Source organism: Pandoraea iniqua (assembly GCF_902459685.1).
Classification (GTDB): domain Bacteria; phylum Pseudomonadota; class Gammaproteobacteria; order Burkholderiales; family Burkholderiaceae; genus Pandoraea; species Pandoraea iniqua.
The window spans coordinates 32361-49656 of the sequence record NZ_CABPSF010000002.1; the positions used below are offsets into that span (position 1 = coordinate 32361).

General features: G+C 63.9%; 15 protein-coding genes. 13 read left to right on the forward strand and 2 right to left on the reverse strand.

Going from position 1 to position 17296, the window contains the following annotated elements:
* Window positions 1-8: 8 nt before the first annotated feature.
* The 3 genes from PIN31009_RS05920 (at window position 9) to PIN31009_RS05930 (ending at window position 3645) form a co-directional block, all read left to right on the forward strand.
* Complete coding sequence (locus tag PIN31009_RS05920; protein WP_058375632.1) at window positions 9-953, forward strand: ABC transporter permease; 945 nt, start codon at window positions 9-11, stop codon at window positions 951-953.
* Between the two features lie 22 nt (window positions 954-975).
* Window positions 976-1905, forward strand: a complete 930-nt coding sequence (locus PIN31009_RS05925) for an ABC transporter permease (RefSeq protein WP_150789665.1) — start codon at window positions 976-978, stop codon at window positions 1903-1905.
* A 102-nt stretch (window positions 1906-2007) separates the two neighbouring features.
* Complete coding sequence (locus PIN31009_RS05930; protein ID WP_150789666.1) at window positions 2008-3645, forward strand: gamma-glutamyltransferase family protein; 1638 nt, start codon at window positions 2008-2010, stop codon at window positions 3643-3645.
* Here PIN31009_RS05930 and PIN31009_RS05935 read toward each other — a convergent pair whose 3' ends face one another.
* Both PIN31009_RS05935 and PIN31009_RS05940 read right to left on the reverse strand, forming a co-directional pair.
* Complete coding sequence (locus tag PIN31009_RS05935; protein ID WP_150789667.1) at window positions 3646-5013, reverse strand: MFS transporter; 1368 nt, start codon at window positions 5011-5013, stop codon at window positions 3646-3648.
* Window positions 5014-5147: 134 nt separating this feature from the next.
* On the reverse strand, window positions 5148-6413 hold the full coding sequence (locus PIN31009_RS05940; protein ID WP_150789668.1) for a flavin-dependent oxidoreductase: 1266 nt from the start codon (window positions 6411-6413) through the stop codon (window positions 5148-5150).
* A gap of 122 nt (window positions 6414-6535) precedes the next feature.
* On the opposite strand from PIN31009_RS05940, the gene PIN31009_RS05945 reads away from it, so the two are divergent.
* From PIN31009_RS05945 to PIN31009_RS05990, 10 genes are all read left to right on the forward strand, one after another.
* The gene (locus PIN31009_RS05945) at window positions 6536-7468 is read left to right on the forward strand and encodes a LysR family transcriptional regulator (protein ID WP_150683486.1); all 933 of its coding nucleotides are present in this window, start codon (window positions 6536-6538) and stop codon (window positions 7466-7468) included.
* Window positions 7469-7752: 284 nt separating this feature from the next.
* Window positions 7753-10209 carry an MCP four helix bundle domain-containing protein gene (locus tag PIN31009_RS05950; protein WP_246185531.1) on the forward strand — a complete coding sequence of 819 codons (2457 nt, stop codon included), beginning with the start codon at window positions 7753-7755 and terminating at the stop codon, window positions 10207-10209.
* A gap of 75 nt (window positions 10210-10284) precedes the next feature.
* On the forward strand, window positions 10285-11013 hold the full coding sequence (locus tag PIN31009_RS05955; protein WP_150789669.1) for a methyl-accepting chemotaxis protein: 729 nt from the start codon (window positions 10285-10287) through the stop codon (window positions 11011-11013).
* Window positions 11014-11025: 12 nt separating this feature from the next.
* Complete coding sequence (locus PIN31009_RS05960) at window positions 11026-11592, forward strand: hypothetical protein (RefSeq protein ID WP_150683488.1); 567 nt, start codon at window positions 11026-11028, stop codon at window positions 11590-11592.
* A 34-nt stretch (window positions 11593-11626) separates the two neighbouring features.
* On the forward strand, window positions 11627-12268 hold the full coding sequence (locus PIN31009_RS05965) for a chemotaxis protein CheX (RefSeq protein ID WP_087722132.1): 642 nt from the start codon (window positions 11627-11629) through the stop codon (window positions 12266-12268).
* A gap of 57 nt (window positions 12269-12325) precedes the next feature.
* Window positions 12326-12691, forward strand: coding sequence for a response regulator (locus PIN31009_RS05970; RefSeq protein ID WP_058375623.1), 366 nt, complete (start codon window positions 12326-12328; stop codon window positions 12689-12691).
* A gap of 190 nt (window positions 12692-12881) precedes the next feature.
* Window positions 12882-13469, forward strand: coding sequence for a MarR family winged helix-turn-helix transcriptional regulator (locus PIN31009_RS05975; protein ID WP_246185532.1), 588 nt, complete (start codon window positions 12882-12884; stop codon window positions 13467-13469).
* A gap of 347 nt (window positions 13470-13816) precedes the next feature.
* Complete coding sequence (mhpT, locus tag PIN31009_RS05980; protein ID WP_150789670.1) at window positions 13817-15076, forward strand: 3-(3-hydroxy-phenyl)propionate transporter MhpT; 1260 nt, start codon at window positions 13817-13819, stop codon at window positions 15074-15076.
* A 35-nt stretch (window positions 15077-15111) separates the two neighbouring features.
* On the forward strand, window positions 15112-16248 hold the full coding sequence (locus tag PIN31009_RS05985; RefSeq protein ID WP_150789671.1) for a porin: 1137 nt from the start codon (window positions 15112-15114) through the stop codon (window positions 16246-16248).
* Window positions 16249-16409: 161 nt separating this feature from the next.
* The gene (locus PIN31009_RS05990; protein WP_150789672.1) at window positions 16410-17240 is read left to right on the forward strand and encodes a p-hydroxycinnamoyl CoA hydratase/lyase; all 831 of its coding nucleotides are present in this window, start codon (window positions 16410-16412) and stop codon (window positions 17238-17240) included.
* Window positions 17241-17296 lie beyond the last annotated feature (56 nt).

Here is a 17296-nt window from a genome sequence, read left to right on the forward strand (position 1 = left end):
GGTAAGCCATGCTGCGTCTCGTCCTCCATCGCGCGCTCGTCGCTATTCCGACACTGTTTATCGTGTCGATGCTGATCTTCGGGCTGCAAAAAATGCTGCCCGGCGATCCCGTGCTCGCGATGGCTGGCGAGGACCAGAACCCGCAGGTCATCGCGGCGCTGCGCGAGAAGTATCACCTCGACAAGCCGCTGCCCACGCAGTACGCACTGTGGATGGGGGACGTGCTGCATGGCAACCTCGGCAATTCGCTGCGCACCGGCGAACCGGTGACGACCCTCATCGCGCAGAAGCTGCCGGTGACGCTGCAACTAGCGTCGCTCGGCCTGCTCATCGCCATCGGTATCGGTATTCCACTGGGCATTCTGTCGGCGGCGAATCGCGGCAAAGCGGTGGACTACGGTGCCAATGTGCTGGCGCTGTCGGGCATGTCGATTCCCAACTTCTGGCTGGGCATCTTGCTGATCTTTCTGGTGTCGGTGCGCTGGCAGTTGCTGCCGTCGTCGGGCTACGTGCCGCCGGGCGAAGACCTGTGGATGAGCTTCAAGACGATGATCATGCCGGCCTTCGTATTGGGGGCGGCGCTGGGCGCGCAACTGATGCGTCATACGCGCAGTGCCATGCTCAGCGTGCTGCGCACCGACTACATTCGTACCGCGCGCGCCAAGGGGTTGTTGCGCGGCACCGTGGTGCTCAAGCATGCGTTTCGTAATGCGCTGATTCCGATCGTCACGGTACTGGCGCTGCTCTTCGGCGAACTGCTCGCCGGCGCGGTACTGACCGAACAGGTCTTCACGATCCCGGGCTTCGGCAAGCTGGTGGTCGACGCGGTGTTCAACCGCGATTACGCGGTGGTGCAGGGCGTCGTGCTCGTCACCGCTGTGAGTTTCATCGCGCTGAATCTGGTGGCCGACGTGCTGTATGTATTGCTCAACCCGCGCCTGCGCCGGGCCTGAGGCTTATTCTCTCTGACTGAACATGGCCGCCTTGCCCACGACTCCTTCCACACCGTCCACGCCGCCCGCACCTGTCGCTGCCTCTGCATCGGCAGCAGCGAGCGCCGAGCGTCTGCCGCGCCGCCGTCATCGCGGGCTGCGTAAATTCGCGCGCAACCGTGCGGCGGTTGCCGGGGCGATCATCGTCGCGTTCGCCGTGCTCGTCGCGTTGCTCGCGCCGTTGATCTCCCCTTACGATCCGATCGCCACCAGCTTCATGACCGTGCGTCAGGCACCCAGCGCGCTGCATTGGTTCGGGACTGACGAACTCGGGCGCGACATTCTCGCGCGCATGATTTACGGCGCGCGTGCGTCGCTCGCGGCGGGTGTCGTGTCGGTAGGCATTGCGGTGATCATCGGTGTGCCGCTGGGGCTGCTGGCCGGTTACTTCGGCCGCTGGGTCGATGCCATCGTGTCGCGTCTGGCCGATGCGCTGCTCTCGATCCCGTTCCTTATTCTCGCCATCGCCATGGCGGCGTTTCTCGGGGCGAGCCTGACCAACGCGATGATCGCCATTGGTGTCTCTGCCATGCCGCGTTTCGTGCGGTTGGCACGAGGGCAAGCGCTCACGGTCAAGGCGGAAGAATATGTCGAAGGCGCGCGCGCCATCGGCCTGTCGGATACGCGCATCATCGTGCGCTACATCCTGCCGAACGTGCTGCCCCCGATCATCGTGCAGGCGAGCCTGACGGTGGCGACGGCCATCATTGCCGAAGCGAGTCTGTCGTTTCTGGGGCTGGGCCAATTGCCGCCGATGCCCTCGTGGGGCTCGATGCTCAATACCGCCAAGGACTTCGTCGAACAAGCGCCTTGGATGTCGATTTTCCCCGGTATCGCCATCTTTTTGACGGTACTCGGATTCAACCTGCTGGGAGACGGTTTGCGCGATGCGCTCGATCCGCGCGAACAGTAACGAGGGTGTCCCCCGCGCGTAACGTGAGCGTCTTAACGTTGCAGCGCGGGCCTCCCCGGCAGCCAACTCCACCCATTCGAGACAAAGGTAAGTGAAAGCGTCATGACGCAATTCAACTGGCAGAACCCTTATCCGACACCGCGCCTGCCGGTGTTCGCCCGCAACATCGTGTCGACGTCGCACCCGCTCGCCGCGCAAGCCGGCCTGCGCATTCTGTGGCAGGGCGGTAACGCCGTCGACGCCGCCATTGCCGCTGCGGCCTGCATGACCATCGTCGAGCCGGTCTCGAACGGTCTGGGCGGCGACTGCTTCGCGCTCATCTGGGACGGCAAGGAGCTGCACGGCCTGAACGCTTCGGGTGTGGCACCGGAAGCGTGGAACGTCGACTACTTCCGCAAGAAATACGGTGAGCAGCACGGTATCGCGAAGCAACCGACGCGCGGCGTAGACACCGTCACCGTGCCCGGCGTGATCGCAGGCTGGGAAGCGCTGCACGCGAAGTTCGGCAAGCTGCCGTTCGCCGATCTGATGGCACCGGCCATCGAGATCGCCGAGCGGGGGCACGCGGTCGCCAACATCGTTGCGCGCAAATGGGCCGCCGCCGTACCGGAACTGAAAGACCAGCCGGGCTACGCGCAGACGTTCATGACGCATGGCCGTGCACCGACGACCAGCGAAATGATGCGTTTCCCGGGCCACGCGCGCACGCTGCGCATGCTGGCCGAACAAGGCCCGCGCGCTTACTACGAAGGCGAGATCGCCGAGCGCATCGTCGGCTGGTCGAGCGAGCACGGCGGGTCGATGACGACCGACGATCTGCGCAACTACCGCGCCGACTGGGTCAAGCCGATCGAGAAGGACTATCGCGGCTACACCGTGCACGAGATTCCGCCGAACGGGCAGGGCATTGCCGCGCTGATGGCACTGGGCATTCTCGAGAAGTTCGACGTCTCGCGTCTTGCTGTCGACCGCGTGCACTCGCAGCACTTGCAGATCGAGGCGATGAAGCTCGCGTTTGCCGATCTGTACAAGTACGTGGCCGACCCGCGCTCGATGGAAGTCACGCCGGAACAGATGCTCGACGACGCGTACCTGACGGCGCGCGCGAAGCTCATCGATCCGGACCGTGCCACGCAGTTCGACTTCGGCATGCCCAAGGCCGGCGGCACGATCTATATGTCGACCGCCGACGAGAGCGGCATGATGGTCAGTTTCATCCAGTCGAACTACATGGGCTTCGGTTCCGGCGTGGTCGTGCCCGACCTGGGCATCGCGCTGCAAAACCGTGGCTGCGGCTTCTCGATGGACCCGAAGTCGGCCAACGTGGTCGAAGGCGGCAAGCGCCCGTTCCACACGATCATTCCGGCGTTCCTCACGCAAAAGGTCAACGGCCAGCACGAGGCCGTGATGAGCTTCGGCGTGATGGGTGGCGATATGCAGCCGCAAGGCCACTTGCAGTCGATCGTGCGCATGCTCGACTACGGCCAGCAGCCGCAGGCGGCGTGCGACGCACCGCGCTGGAAGGTCAACCGCGACTTCACAATCGACGTGGAATCCACGCTCGACCGTGAGACGGTGGCCGGGCTGCTCGCACTGGGCCACAAGCTGAAGTCCATCGACGATCCGTATATGGACTTTGGTTCAGGTCAGTACATCTGGCGTCTGGATCGCAACGATCCGGAGCGCGGCTACGTGGCCGCCAGCGACAGCCGTCGCGACGGCCTCGCCGCCGGTTTCTGATCAGGCAGTCTCTGTTGTAGCGGCATCGGGCTGGTGAGCTTCCTCACCCCCCGAGCGCCGTACGCCCACGCTGATCGCCAGTGCCGCAACGCTGGCAATCAGCGCCGGGACGGCAGCCATCATGAAGAGGTGCTGCGGGTCCCATTGCAACGCCAGCAACACGCCGCCGACCATCGGCCCGACGATGGAGCCGATGCGGCCGATACCGAGTGCCCAGCCGACCCCCGTACCCCGAATCGTCGTCGGGTACGTGCGCGCGGCCAGCGCATTCGCACCGATCTGCCCGCCGACCACGCAAAAGCCTGCACCGAAGATCGTTGCCGCCAGCACGGCCACCGAGGTGCCTGCGAGCCCCACCAGCACGATGCACACCGCCGCACACAGATACACCGCACTGAGCGCCTTGAAGGGCGGCACGCGGTCGAAGACGCGTCCCAGCGTGAGCGTGCCCAGCGTGCCGCCGATTTGCAGCATCGACGTGATGAGGGCGGCCGTATCGAGGGGGATGCCCGCATCGTGAATCACGGTGGGCAGCCAACTCGACAGGAAGTACAGATCCATCAGGCTCATGAAGAAGATCACCCACAGCAGCAGGGTGATACGCACTCGCTTGTCGGCAAATAGCGCGCGCACACCGGCATGACCTGACGCATGAACGTCCACGCCGCCGTCGATCTGCGCATCGGCCGGGAGATCGGGCGCGAGCTTGCGTAGTACCGCTCGCAGGCGGGCCGGGTCTTTCGCGCGGGCGATCAGAAAGCGAGGCGATTCGGGCAGACATCGCCACGCAAGCACGGTGGCGGCCAACGGCAACAAGCCGCCAACGACAAACACCGATTGCCAGCCGAAGTCGCGAATCAACCCGGCGGCCGCGAGCCCGCCTAGCGCGGCACCCAGCGAGAAGCCGCAAAACATCACCATGATTGCCGTCGAGCGCACACGCTCCGGCGCGAACTCGCCGGTGAGGGCGATGGCGTTGGGCATTACACAGCCCAATCCGATGCCTGTCACGAGCCGCAAGATGAGCAATGCCGTGACCGATTGCGCGAGCGCCGTTGCCAGCGACATGACGCCGAAGATGAGCATGCCCGCGATCAGTACGGGCCTGCGTCCCAGCCGGTCAGATAAGGGGCCGCCGATCAGTGCGCCGAGCGTGAGGCCGACGAGACTCGCCGAGAAGACTGGACTGAGTGCGGCGCGTTCGATACCCAACGCGTGCACGATGGCGGGGGCGACATAACCGATGGCCTGCGTGTCGAAACCATCGAGAAAGACAATCAGCGCACACAGCGCGGTGACGAGCAACTGATAGCGACCGAACGGCCGCTCGTCGATGAGCGCTCGCAGGTCGATGCGGGGCGTAGGCATACGTTTGTCTCCACGAATGGCCTCGTTGGCGAGGCTCTGTCGAAAGTGTGGCAAATGCAAATGCAAAAGCGTGCGGGCCGTCGGGCGCGCACGCAGGTCGTTGTCGATGGGTGTCCGGGGGCGCCGGTTAGGCGTCAGCGGGCGGCCGCCGCCTGTTTGGCATTGAGGGTCTCCCGATTGAGTCCGGCCACATTCTTGTAGCGATTCGAAATCTCGGCGAGATCGGCGTTGCTGATGACATCCTCGATCCGCGCGAACGGCTTGTCGCCGCTCAGGTCGTGCACCGTTTGCAGAATGGCGTCCGGTGGCGCCGTGCGGTTCATCAGCACGACATCGGCGGTGGCCTTGCCGCGAATGCGTTCATAAGCGTCGAGTGCCGCCGTGGTCAGGCCGTGCTCGCGAAGCTGCGCGGCCAGACACGGCGCGTCGAGAATGGCCTGCCCGGCGCCATTCGAGCCGCGCGGCACCATCGGGTGCGCCGCGTCGCCGAGCAGCGTGACGCGCCCGAAGGTCCAACGCGGCAGCGGGTCTTGATCGACCATCGGATATTCGAGAATGGTCTCGGTGGCCTCGATCATCCCGGCCACATCGAGCCAGTCGAAATGCCAGTCGGCAAACGCCGGGAAGAAATCCTCCCGCCGCCCCACGCCATTCCAGTCGCGGCGCGCCGGCTGCGGCGATTCGATTTCGGCGACCCAGTTCACCAATTGATTGCCTTGACCGTCGACGTTGTTACGAATCGGATAGATCACCATTTTGCCGACAGACAGCCAACCGGCACGCACCATCGTCGCGCCCGATAGGAACGGCGGCAGCACCACACTGCCGCGCCACATGTTCACGCCCGAATAGCGCGGTGCGCCCTCGGTGGGATAGCACTGCTTGCGCACGACCGAGTGAATGCCGTCAGCGGCCACGAGCAGACGCGCGCTGACCGGCGGCAGGGCGTCGCCATCGGGCGATGCGAACCGGACGGTGACGTTGTCGTCGTTCTGTTCGAAGCCGGTGCAGCGATGCCCTTCGACCACCGCGTCGGCGCCAAGGCGCTCGCGCACGGCGGCAAGCAGAATGCCTTGCAGATCGCCGCGATGGATCGAGAACTGCGGCCATGCGTAGCCGGCATATTCACCGGCGGGCTCGCGATACACGAATTGACCGAATCGATTGAAGAATGCCGATTCGCGCGTGGTGACTGCGACGTCCCGCAGTGAGTTGGTCAGGCCAAGCTCATCGAGCACGCGCGCCGCGTGCGGCAGGATGTTCACGCCGACGCCCAGCGGACGAATCTCGGCCACGGCTTCGTAGATGCGGCAGGCGATGCCCGCTTCGTGAAGGGTGAGGGCGAGCGTCAGGCCGCCGATACCGGCGCCGACGATGGCTACATCGACGGATGAGGACATGGAGGTGTCTCCTGCGCGGCAATGCGCGGTGAGGTTGGAATGGACACCATTAAAGCGCGCTGCCAGTCATTAGGGAATTTTGACTATCATATGAATTCATATTCGATAGTTATGAGTGACGGATGAACATCTCGCTGCGTCAATTGAAAGCGTTCGTGCTGGTCGCCACGCTGGGCAACTTCACCCGTGCGGCGGAGCGGTTGCACATCACGCAGGCCGGGCTGTCGGTGATGATGCGCGAGATCGAAACGCAGTTGGGCAGCCGTTTGTTCGACCGGACGACTCGCAGCGTCACGCTCACGCAGGCCGGTCACGCGTTGTTGCCGGTGGCGAGCGCGGCGGTCGGTCAACTCGATGCGGTGGCCGGAGAGATCGCTGCGTTTGGTCAGGTGGCACGCAAGACGTTGCGCATTGCCGCCACGCCCCTCGTGTCGTCGCACCTGATGCCGGAATGGTTCGGCGCCTTTGCGAGCGCGCATCCCGATGTGGATCTGCGGCTGGTGGAAGCCGAACTCGCGCAAGTGCATGCGCTTGTCGAGCAGGGCGAGGCCGATCTGGGCTTCGGTTTCTTCACGAAAGCGTCGCACGGCATCGAGCGCACGCTGCTGCAATCGTTTCGCCTGATGCGCGTGACGGCGGCGGGCAAGCGAGCGTTGTCGCGCAAGACGGCAAAGGACGGCATCACTTGGGACGATCTACGCGACGAGAAGCTGATCAGCTTGCCACCCGACAATCCGATTCAGCAACTCGTGGAGACGCATCTCGCACGCATCGGTCGCGCCGACGAGCCGCGTGCGGTGTTTCGCCGCTTCGAGACATTGATCGGCATGGCTGAAGCCGGGCTCGGTGCCGCCATCGTGCCGACGTTCACCTTACCGGCCTGCCGCGCGCGTGCGGTGCGTTGGGATGTGCTCACTTCTCCCGAAGTGGCGCTCGGCTTTCACCGTATCGTCAAACGCGGTCGCGCCAAGCCGGAACTGTGGCGTCAGTTCACCGAGTTGGCCGCAGGCTCGTTGCGCCGTATCGATGCAATGGCCGATGAAGGCGCACGTTAAGCGAAGTCGTCGTGATGGCATCTTCGCGAGGGGGACGTGGTGAGGACGATGCGTCTATATAGCAAGCGCTCACCCCCTCGGAAAGTTAGTGCTTACCCATCTTGGATTCCTACACGCCATTGCCGATCGGGTGATACGTGAAGCTTCCGTTGATTCATCGAATCGTCACAGTTCGCCCCTGATAATCACGTCGCACGAGGAATTTACAAACTAATTCGGCGGCCGATCTACTGCGTCAATCACGCGGGGCACCGGGCGCCGGTGCGACCCGGGGAAATGACGCAATGACCATCCGTCATCGAATAACGCTATTGGTGATCCTGACGTTTGTCGCGCTCTCGATCATTGGTGGCTACGCGGTGTACCAGACGCGTGCCAGCGCTCAGAAAGTGCGGCAGGTAACCGAAGGTGTGGTACCGAGCGCGCTCGCTTCTGCCGATCTCGTCTCGCAAGTCAAGGCAGTCCAGATCGCCACGATGACGCTGGTCTATGCGCCTGACGAGACCGTCGTCGAACAGGCGCTCGACAATCTCAAAAAGCTGCGCGCCGACATCGATCAATCGCTCGCCCGTCAAGCCGACGGCGCCGCCAGCGACGCACAGAAGGGGCTGGTGACACAGGCCCGCGAGAGCGTCGACAACTACTTCAACGCGATCACCGACACCGCCAAGCTCAAACAGGCCGGCAAGGCCGAGATGGCGCAGGCGTTCCTGTTTGCGAACGTCGCGCAGTATCGCGACGAACTCGAAGGCGTGGTCAACACGCTGCGCGTGGAAAAGAACCGCGAGAAGGATTCCGCGATCGCCACGCTCAACAACACGCTCTCGACCACGACGACGGCCATCGCCATCGTCACGGGCCTCGCGATCCTGTTGCTGACCGCCATCGGCGCGCTGCTCTACCGTCAGATCACCCGCCCGCTCTCGCGCATGCAAGGCATGATGAGCGAGATTGCCAGCAGTCAGGACTTCACCCGCCGCGTTCCGGTCGGCCGGATGGACGAAATCGGCCATTCGATCGTCGCGTTCAACGGCATGATCGAGAAGATTCAGGAGCGCTCGGCGCAACTCAAGCAGAAGACGGCCGATATTCAGGCGATGTTGCAGAACATGCAGCAGGGCATTCTGACGGTGGTCGACGGCTCAAAGGTGCACGCCGAATACTCGGCTTATCTCGAAGCGATCTTCGAGACGCAGGACATCGCGGGCCGTGGCGTGATGGAGCTGGTGTTCGGCGACAGCGATCTCGGTTCCGACGCGCTGTCGCAAGTCGAAGCCGCCGTCGATGCTTGTATCGGTCAGGACGCCATCAACTTCGCCTTCAACGAACACCTGCTCGTGGGCGAAATCGGCAAGCGCATGCCCGATGGCCGCGTGAAGCAACTCGACCTGACGTGGTCCGCCATTACCGACGAGACCGACACGATCCTGCGCCTGATGCTGTGCGTGCGTGACGTGACCGAACTGCGTGAACTGGCCGCCGAAGCCAACCAGCAGAAGCAGCGCCTCGAAATGATCGGCGAGATTCTGGCGGTGAGTCAGGAGAAGTTCCACCACTTCATCGAAAGCTCGACCGACTTCATTCGCGAGAACGAGCGCATCATCCGCAAGCACTCGCAGGCCGACAGTGCAGCCATTGCGGAACTGTTCCGCAACATGCACACGATCAAGGGCAACGCGCGCACGTACAACCTGCAATACCTGACCAACGTCGTGCACGAGACCGAGCAGCAGTACCACGAGCTGCGTCAGCCGGAAGCGGGCTTGCCGTGGGATCAGGACCACCTGATGCGCGAACTCGAACGCGTGCGCAACGCGGTCGACACGTACGCCCATATCAACGAAATGAGTCTGGGCCGCAAGGGCCCGGGCCGCACCGCCGACGAGCAGTCGATGGTGGTGGATCGCGGGCATATCCGCGCCAGCCTGCGCATGCTCGAAGCGGCCGACCCGAACGATCTGCATCAACTGGTTGCGATGCGCGACGCTGTGCACCAGACGCTGCGTCTGCTGGGCACCGAAGGCGTGGGCGAGGCATTGGGCGGGGTACTCGATTCGCTGCCGTCGCTGGCCAGCGAACTCGGCAAACCGGCCCCGGCTGTGCGTATCGACGACAACGGCTATCGCCTGCGCTCGCCGGCCGTGCGAATTCTGCGCGACGTGTTCATGCACCTGCTGCGCAACTCGATGGACCACGGGCTGGAAAGTGGTGATGAGCGCCGCGCCAAGGGCAAACCGGCCGCAGGCACCATCGACATCGAAGTCGGTCTCGATCACAACATGCTGCAAGTCACGCTGACCGACGACGGTCGCGGTCTGGCGCTGCATCGCATTCGCGGTATCGCCGTGCAGCGCGGCTGGATCACGTCGGAAACTTATGTGACGGACGAGCAGATTGCGCAGTTCATCTTCCGCCCGGGCTTCTCGACGGCCGCACAAGTGACCGAAGTGTCGGGGCGTGGCGTGGGCATGGATGCCGTGCAGGACTTCGTGCGCCGCGAACATGGCCGCATCGAGTTGCGTTTCACCGACGACCGAAAGGGCGCGGAATTCCGTCAGTTCCAGACAGTGGTGTGCCTGCCGGACAACCTGGTGGTCGATGGCTTCGACATGAACAGCGTGGCGGCCGATGCGGTCGATTTGCCGAGTGCGCCGGTCGAGTCAATCGATACGCTCGGGAAGGTCGAAACGCATGAGATTCGCGACGACCTGTCCAATCTCTCGAACGCCGGCAAGGTCTGACCCCAGTATGAATGCACGGCGGCGCAGACCTGACCGGTCTGCGGCCGCCGCGCCGCTTTCGGAGGCATCAAGAGCATGGCAGCAGTGGAATGGATCGCGGCGGGCGCCCTCGCCGGTGTGGCGGGTGCGGGCGTGATCGGCTTCATCGTGCATCGCTGGCGCATGGCGCAGGCCGTCGCGCATTGGCGCGCGCTGGAGAAGACGCACGAAGAAGCGCTCGAACAGGCGCTTGAGCGCGAGCGCGCCGCACAGGCGGGCGGCGACGAGACCGCCGAAGCGCACGCCACCGCATTGGCGGCGCTGCAAGCGCAGTTGACGCAAGCCGAGTCTGATCTGCAAGTCGCACGCAAATCCGAAGCCGCCGTGCTCGACGCCAAGACGCAATGGCAGGAAGAAGCCCAGCGCATCGCCGGGGAAGCGGCGCGTTTGCGTGGGCTCGCGGCGACGTTCGAGCGTTGGCACGAGCAGATGATTTCGCTCATGACCCAGAATCAGGACATGCACGCGAAGAATCACGAGTTGGCATCGATCGTGCGGCACGTGCTGATCGTCTCGCTCAACGCGTCGATTGAAGCCGCACGCGCAGGCACGGCCGGGCGAGGGTTCGGCATCGTTGCGAGCGAAGTGCGTTCGCTCGCCACCCGCTCGGAAGAACTGTCGAAGAGCTATCGCGACAGCCTGCATCGCAACGACGTGACGACCACGGCGACGTTTCAGGACATTCAGGCGGGCGGCAAGATGATTGCCGCATCGCTCTCGAGCGTCGAGTCGCTGGCGCATCAGTTGCATTCCCGTCTTCACTAGGCAGGTGGCGTTTTGATCAGCACTCACGCACGCGACAGTTTCGAGCGCATTCTGCACAAGGCGGCACGTACGCGGCTGGCCCGCTCGGTCGACGCGCCTTGCGAAATCGTGCCGTTGCAAACGCGTCAGTCCGAGCCCGCGAACGATGCCGGTGTCGATCTCGCCAAACGGCATGCGAACGTGGTGGTGCTCACCATTTCGTCGATCGGCTTTCGCATGCTGCTGATTCTGCATTTCGACGAGGACGACGCGACGGCGGCCTACTTCCTCGGGGAAGCGCAGGACAAGCCGTTTCGCGAGGCGTTTCTCGAAATCAGCAATCTGTGCTGCGGCGCGATCAATCAGGAACTGCTGAACTACTTTCCCGATCTGGGCATGTCGACGCCCTATGTGCTTAGCGCGCGCTGCGTGCCGCATCTGACTCAACTCAAGCCGAATCACCTGGCGTCGTGGGAGATCACTCTCGACGGCTCGGTCCGCCTGGCTGCCACGCTGTGCGTTTGCGCGCATGCGCCGCTCGACTTCGTCGCCGAAGTGAGCGAGACGCAGGACAGCGGCGGCGAGCTGGAACTGTTTTGAATTCGCCCCACGTCTTGGCAAGGAACCCAATACGATGAACCGAACCACCCCCCGCGAGTCGGTCAACCACTTCCTGATCCTCGACGACAACGTCGAACACGAATATCCCGAAGCGCTGGTGCGCGGGATGATCGATATCACCGATGGCGCCATTCGCGGCCTGTTCGGCGATGTCACTGTGACGTGCGAGTCGCCGAGCGTGGTGCGCGACCGCATCATCTTCGGCGAAGTCTTCAGCCTGATTCCGCTGGAAAGCGCGTGGTGCCGCGGCTACATGATGATGCAGGCCGAGCAGGTGCCGTTCATGCAGTTGCTCGAACACACGGGCCGCTGCGAAGGGCAGGCCGGGTTTCGCGAACTCAACGGCATGCTGGGCGAGATGACGAACCTCATCTGGGGCGCGTTCAAGAGCCGCTTCATGGGCGACCCGGCGGCCGTGGACCACACGCAGGTGCAGGTGCCGCTGCTGATCAACCACAAGCAGAAGTACATCTCGTTCGGCACCGATAACCCGCAACTGTGCTTCGTCTATCAGCTGACGGACCCGGTGAGCGGGCAGATCGTCACGCTGCATCAGCACTTTGTCTTCAGCCTGAACTGGTCGCCCGAAGCCTTCCGCGAAGCCGCGCAGACCGTGGCCGAGCCGGTCGAGACCGGCGCACTGGAAATGTTCTGAGCCACGGGCTCACCCATTCACACACATATTCACTTACCAATTTTCAAGGACAACACCATGTCGAAGATTCTCGTGGTCGACGATTCGAGCACTGTGCGCGACGAAGTCGCGGGTTTCCTGCGCAAGAACGGTCTGGATGTCGACACGGCCGTCGACGGCAAGGACGGCCTCGCGAAGATCAAGGCCAGCCCGGGCGTGAAGCTCGTCATCAGCGACGTGAACATGCCGAACATGGACGGTCTGACGATGGTCGAGAAGATTCGCGGCGAACTCGCCAACAGCTCGGTCAACGTGGTGATGCTCACCACCGAGAGCAGCCCGGCGATGAAAGAGCGCGGCAAGGCGGCCGGCGTGCGCGGCTGGATCGTCAAACCGTTCAAGGGCGATGCCGTGCTGGAGACGTTCCGCAAGCTGGCGAGCTGAGGGGAACAGGCCGGGAACAGGCCCTGAGCGAAGCGGCTCCGCCGGAAACGAAGGCAGAGTCGCGCCGTGATTTCGCGGCGCTCATCGGTGCGATGATTCGGGCGGAAGACCGTCGCCACCGCGTGGTGTCGGCGTTACACTGCTGTCTTTCCCGTATCGCGCGAGAAGCTATGTATTCTCGCTACTCACCATGAGCGTCGTTTCCCCGAAAAAAAAGCCGGCCGCTGCGGCCGCTGCGTCCGGTTTGGCTGATCTGGCCGAGACGGCCGCGCCGGCCTCCGGTGGCGCCGGTGCCGACGTGACGCCCGAGACGGCCAATACGGCCAATACTGCTAATGCTGCCGATGGCCGTCCGCGCCGCTCGAAGCTGCGCCTGACGTACGTCATCGCCAGCCTCGATCGCCTGCTGCGCCGCCACATGTCCGAGGCGCTCGCACCGCTCGGTCTCACGCTCGCGCAGTTCACCGCGCTGTCGGTGCTCGACGCGCGCGGCAAACTCTCCAACGCGCAACTCGCGCAACGCTCGTTCATCACGCCGCAATCGGCCAATGAGGTCGTGGGTGTCATGGCGTCGCGCCAGTGGATCACGCGCGAACCCGACCCGAATCACGGCCGCATCGTGCTCCTGCAACTGACCGACGAAGGCCGCCGGGTGCTCGCCCAGTGTGAAGCAGTGGCCAAGGAGATCGACGCCCGCATGCGCACGGACGTCAGCCGCGAAGACGCCGCCGCCGTACAACGTCATCTGGAAATGTTCGTGCGCAACCTGCGCGACTAAGCCGCCGTCATCCGCGACGTCTTCTGTTTGTTCTCCTGAGCTTCCCCCGAGTTTTCCCCCGACCACCAGTCGTTTTTGCGCCTACCCCAGCACGCCGCCGTAGGCGTGCGCTTCGGGTTTGTCCCGACCCGCTGAGCGCTTGTATTGTCAGGTAGCTTGATATTAAATGGAGTCCGCTGCGGCACCGTCACGCCCTTTGCACTTGCGTCTTTAATATCAGGTTTCCTGATTATGTGACCGGTGTGACCGATGTGGCGACGGCAAGTCTCGCAGGTAACTACATCGGGCGCCGCGTGTCGCGGGTTGGCGGGCGGTAGCCGGAGTCCACGAAGATCACAGGAGACATTATGGAATCGACTCGGGAGAGGGGGGCGCAGGCGATATTGCCTGCTGCGAATGAGCACGCGGGCAGCACCGCCAACACGGTGGTGCTCACGCTGGGCTTGTGCTTTGCGGTCGCACTGCTCGAAGGGCTTGACCTCCAATCGGTCGGGGTGGCCGCACGGGGCATGGCCAAGGAGTTCGGGCTGAGTGTCGCGCAGATGGGCATTGCCTTCTCGGCCGGCACGTTCGGGCTGTTGCCCGGTGCCATGGTCGGCGGCCGGCTGGCCGACAGCATCGGCCGCAAGCGCGTGCTGATGCTCTCGGCGGCGCTGTTCGGGGTGTTGTCGATTGCCACCGCGTTCGTGTCCGACTTCTGGATGCTGGTGATCGTGCGCGTGCTCACGGGCATCGGCCTCGGCGGTGCCATGCCGAACCTGATCGCGCTTTCCTCGGAGGCCGTCGCACCGCGTCTGCGCGGCACAGCGGTGAGCATCATGTACTGCGGTATTCCGCTGGGCGGCGGTATTGCCGCGACCATCGGCATGCTCGCCGTGAGCGATGCCGACTGGCGCCACATCTTCTACGTGGGCGGTGTCGGGCCGTTGCTGCTGTTGCCGTTGCTCGCCATGTTCCTGCCCGAGTCGAAGGCATTCGCAGCGGCCACGTCGCAAGGTCAGCGCACTACGCCTGCGCCGTTCATGTCGGTGCTGTTCTCCGAGGGGCGTGGCGTGTCGACGGTGCAGTTGTGGCTGAGCTACTTCTGCACGCTCATCGTGCTGTATTTCCTGCTCAACTGGCTGCCGTCGCTCATGGGCTCGCGCGGTCTCGCCCGCGGTGAAATCGGCTGGGTGCAGATTCTCTTCAATGTCGGCAGCGCCGTCGGTGTGCTGTGCCTTGGCCTGCTGATGGACCGCGTGCGCATGTCGGTCGTCATCGGTGGCATGTATCTCGGCATGATTGCCTCGCTGATCGGGTTGGCGGCGGCGCAAGGCTTCGCCGTGCTGGCGACGGCGGCCTTCTTCGCCGGCATGTTCATCATCGGCGGCCAGTCGGTGCTCTATGCACTCGCAGCGGCTTATTACCCGACCGCCATGCGCGGCACCGGTGTCGGTGCGGCGGTAGCGATCGGGCGTATCGGCTCGGTGGTCGGACCGCTCGCCGCAGGCATGTTGCTCGCTGTGGGCAGCAGTGCGGCCGTGGTGATCGGCGCCAGTGTGCCGGTCGTCATCGTCGCAGCGCTCGCCGCACTCACGCTTATCCGTCGTCCCCGCGCAGCCGACTGATCACCCAAAAAATATCGATAACAATGGAGACTCGCATGGCACTTTCCGCACGCTCGCTGGGCATTTTGTCTGCCGCTGCCGCGCTCGTGGCACCCGGCTTGGCCGCCGCACAATCGAATGTCACGATGTACGGCATCGTCGACACCGGTATCGAATACGTCTCGCACGCGAGCGCCAACGGCGCCGTATGGCGCATGCCGGGGGTGACGGGCGAGTTGCCCTCGCGCTGGGGCCTGCGCGGCTCGGAAGATCTTGGCGGCGGTCTGTCGGCAATCTTCCAGTTGGAGAGCGGCTTTAACCTGCGTGGCGGCGATCTGGGGCAGGGCGGCCGCCTGTTCGGCCGTCAGGCATTCGTGGGGGTGAAGAGCCCGTACGGCACGCTGTCCCTCGGGCGTCAGTACTCGATGACGTACTACGCGCTGCTCGGCTCCGACGTGCTGGGCCCGGACATCTACGGTATGGGCTCGTTCGACGCTTATATTCCGAACGCCCGTACCGACAACTCGATCGCCTATCAGGTCGGCTGGCAGGGGCTGTCGTTCGGTGTGGCTTATTCATTCGGGCGCGACAGCGGCGGCACCGGCAACTCGCCGGGGCAGGGCACCTGCGCGGGCCAAGTGCCGGGGCAGTCGATGCAGTGCCGCGACTGGTCGGTGATGCTGAAATACGACGCGAGCAACTTCGGTGTCGCGGCGTCATATGAAGAGCAACGCGGCGGGACCAACGCCGCTGCCAACTTCTTCGATGGGCTCGCGCCGACCGCGCTCACCAGCAGCAGCGACAAAGACACGCGCACCACCTTGGGCGCGTACTACAAATACGGCGCACTCAAGGTCGGTGGCGGGTGGCTCGGCCGCACGGTTTCGACCGCGTCGGTCAACACGCACTCGAACCTGTTCTATCTCGGCGCGGCGTACAACTTCACCCCCGCGTGGCTGGTCGATGGCGAGGTCTATCGCATCGTCAACAGCGACCACGACACGCGCGGCACCATGACCACGCTGCGCGCGACGTATTCGCTCTCGGTGCGCACGGCGGTCTACGCGCAAGCCGCCTACCTGTTCAACAGCGCCAAGGCGGCCTATTCGGTCAGCGGCGGCGGTGGCGGTACGACGCCGCCCGCAGGCGTCGGTCAAACCGGTGTGATGCTCGGCATGCGTCATACGTTCTGAGCCATATGCACTGAACCCCCGCATTGCAAGCTCAGGGTTTCCCCTGAAATCATCGAGCTTGCAATGTAAGGCTACCTGATATTAAATGTGTCCATAGGCAGCACCGCGCACCACTCCCGGCGCGCGGCGAGAGAACGCCGGACACTTGGAATTTACGCAAAATGAATGCATACGAAGGACGCTGGAAAACGATCGACGTGAAGGTGGAAGGCGGCATTGGCTGGGTCACCTTCAATCGTCCGGAGAAGCGCAACGCGATGAGCCCGACGCTCAACAGCGAAATGATTCAGGTGCTCGATGCGCTCGAACTCGACGGCGATGCGCGCGTGGTCGTGCTCACCGGTGCAGGCGCTGCGTGGACGGCCGGCATGGACCTGAAGGAGTACTTCCGCGAGATCGACGGCGGCCCGGAAATCGTGCAGGAGCGCATTCGCCGCGACGCCTCCGACTGGCAATGGCGCCGTCTGCGCATGTACGCCAAGCCGACCATCGCGATGGTCAACGGCTGGTGTTTCGGCGGTGGCTTCTCGCCGCTCGTGGCGTGCGATCTGGCCATTGCGGCCGACGACGCCGTGTTCGGTCTGTCGGAAATCAACTGGGGCATTCCGCCGGGCAATCTGGTGAGCAAGGCCATGGCCGATACGGTGGGTCATCGCCGCGCGCTGCACTACATCATGACCGGCGACACCTTCAACGGTGCGCAAGCCGCCGATATGGGGCTGGTGAACGAGAGCGTGCCGCTCGCCCAACTGCGCGAGGCAACCATCGCGCTGGCAGGCAAGCTGCTGGAGAAGAACCCCGTGGTGCTGCGCGCGGCCAAGCATGGCTTCAAGCGCTCGCGCGAACTGACATGGGAGCAGTGCGAAGACTACCTGTACGCCAAGCTCGATCAGGCACAACTGCGCGACCCGGAGCATGGCCGCGAGCAGGGCCTGAAGCAGTTCCTCGACGACAAGTCGATCAAGCCGGGTCTGCAAGCCTACAAGCGTTGAAGGCAGTTGGACGGTTGGGCGGTGCGCGGTGCGATGTGCAATGGGCACACGATGAT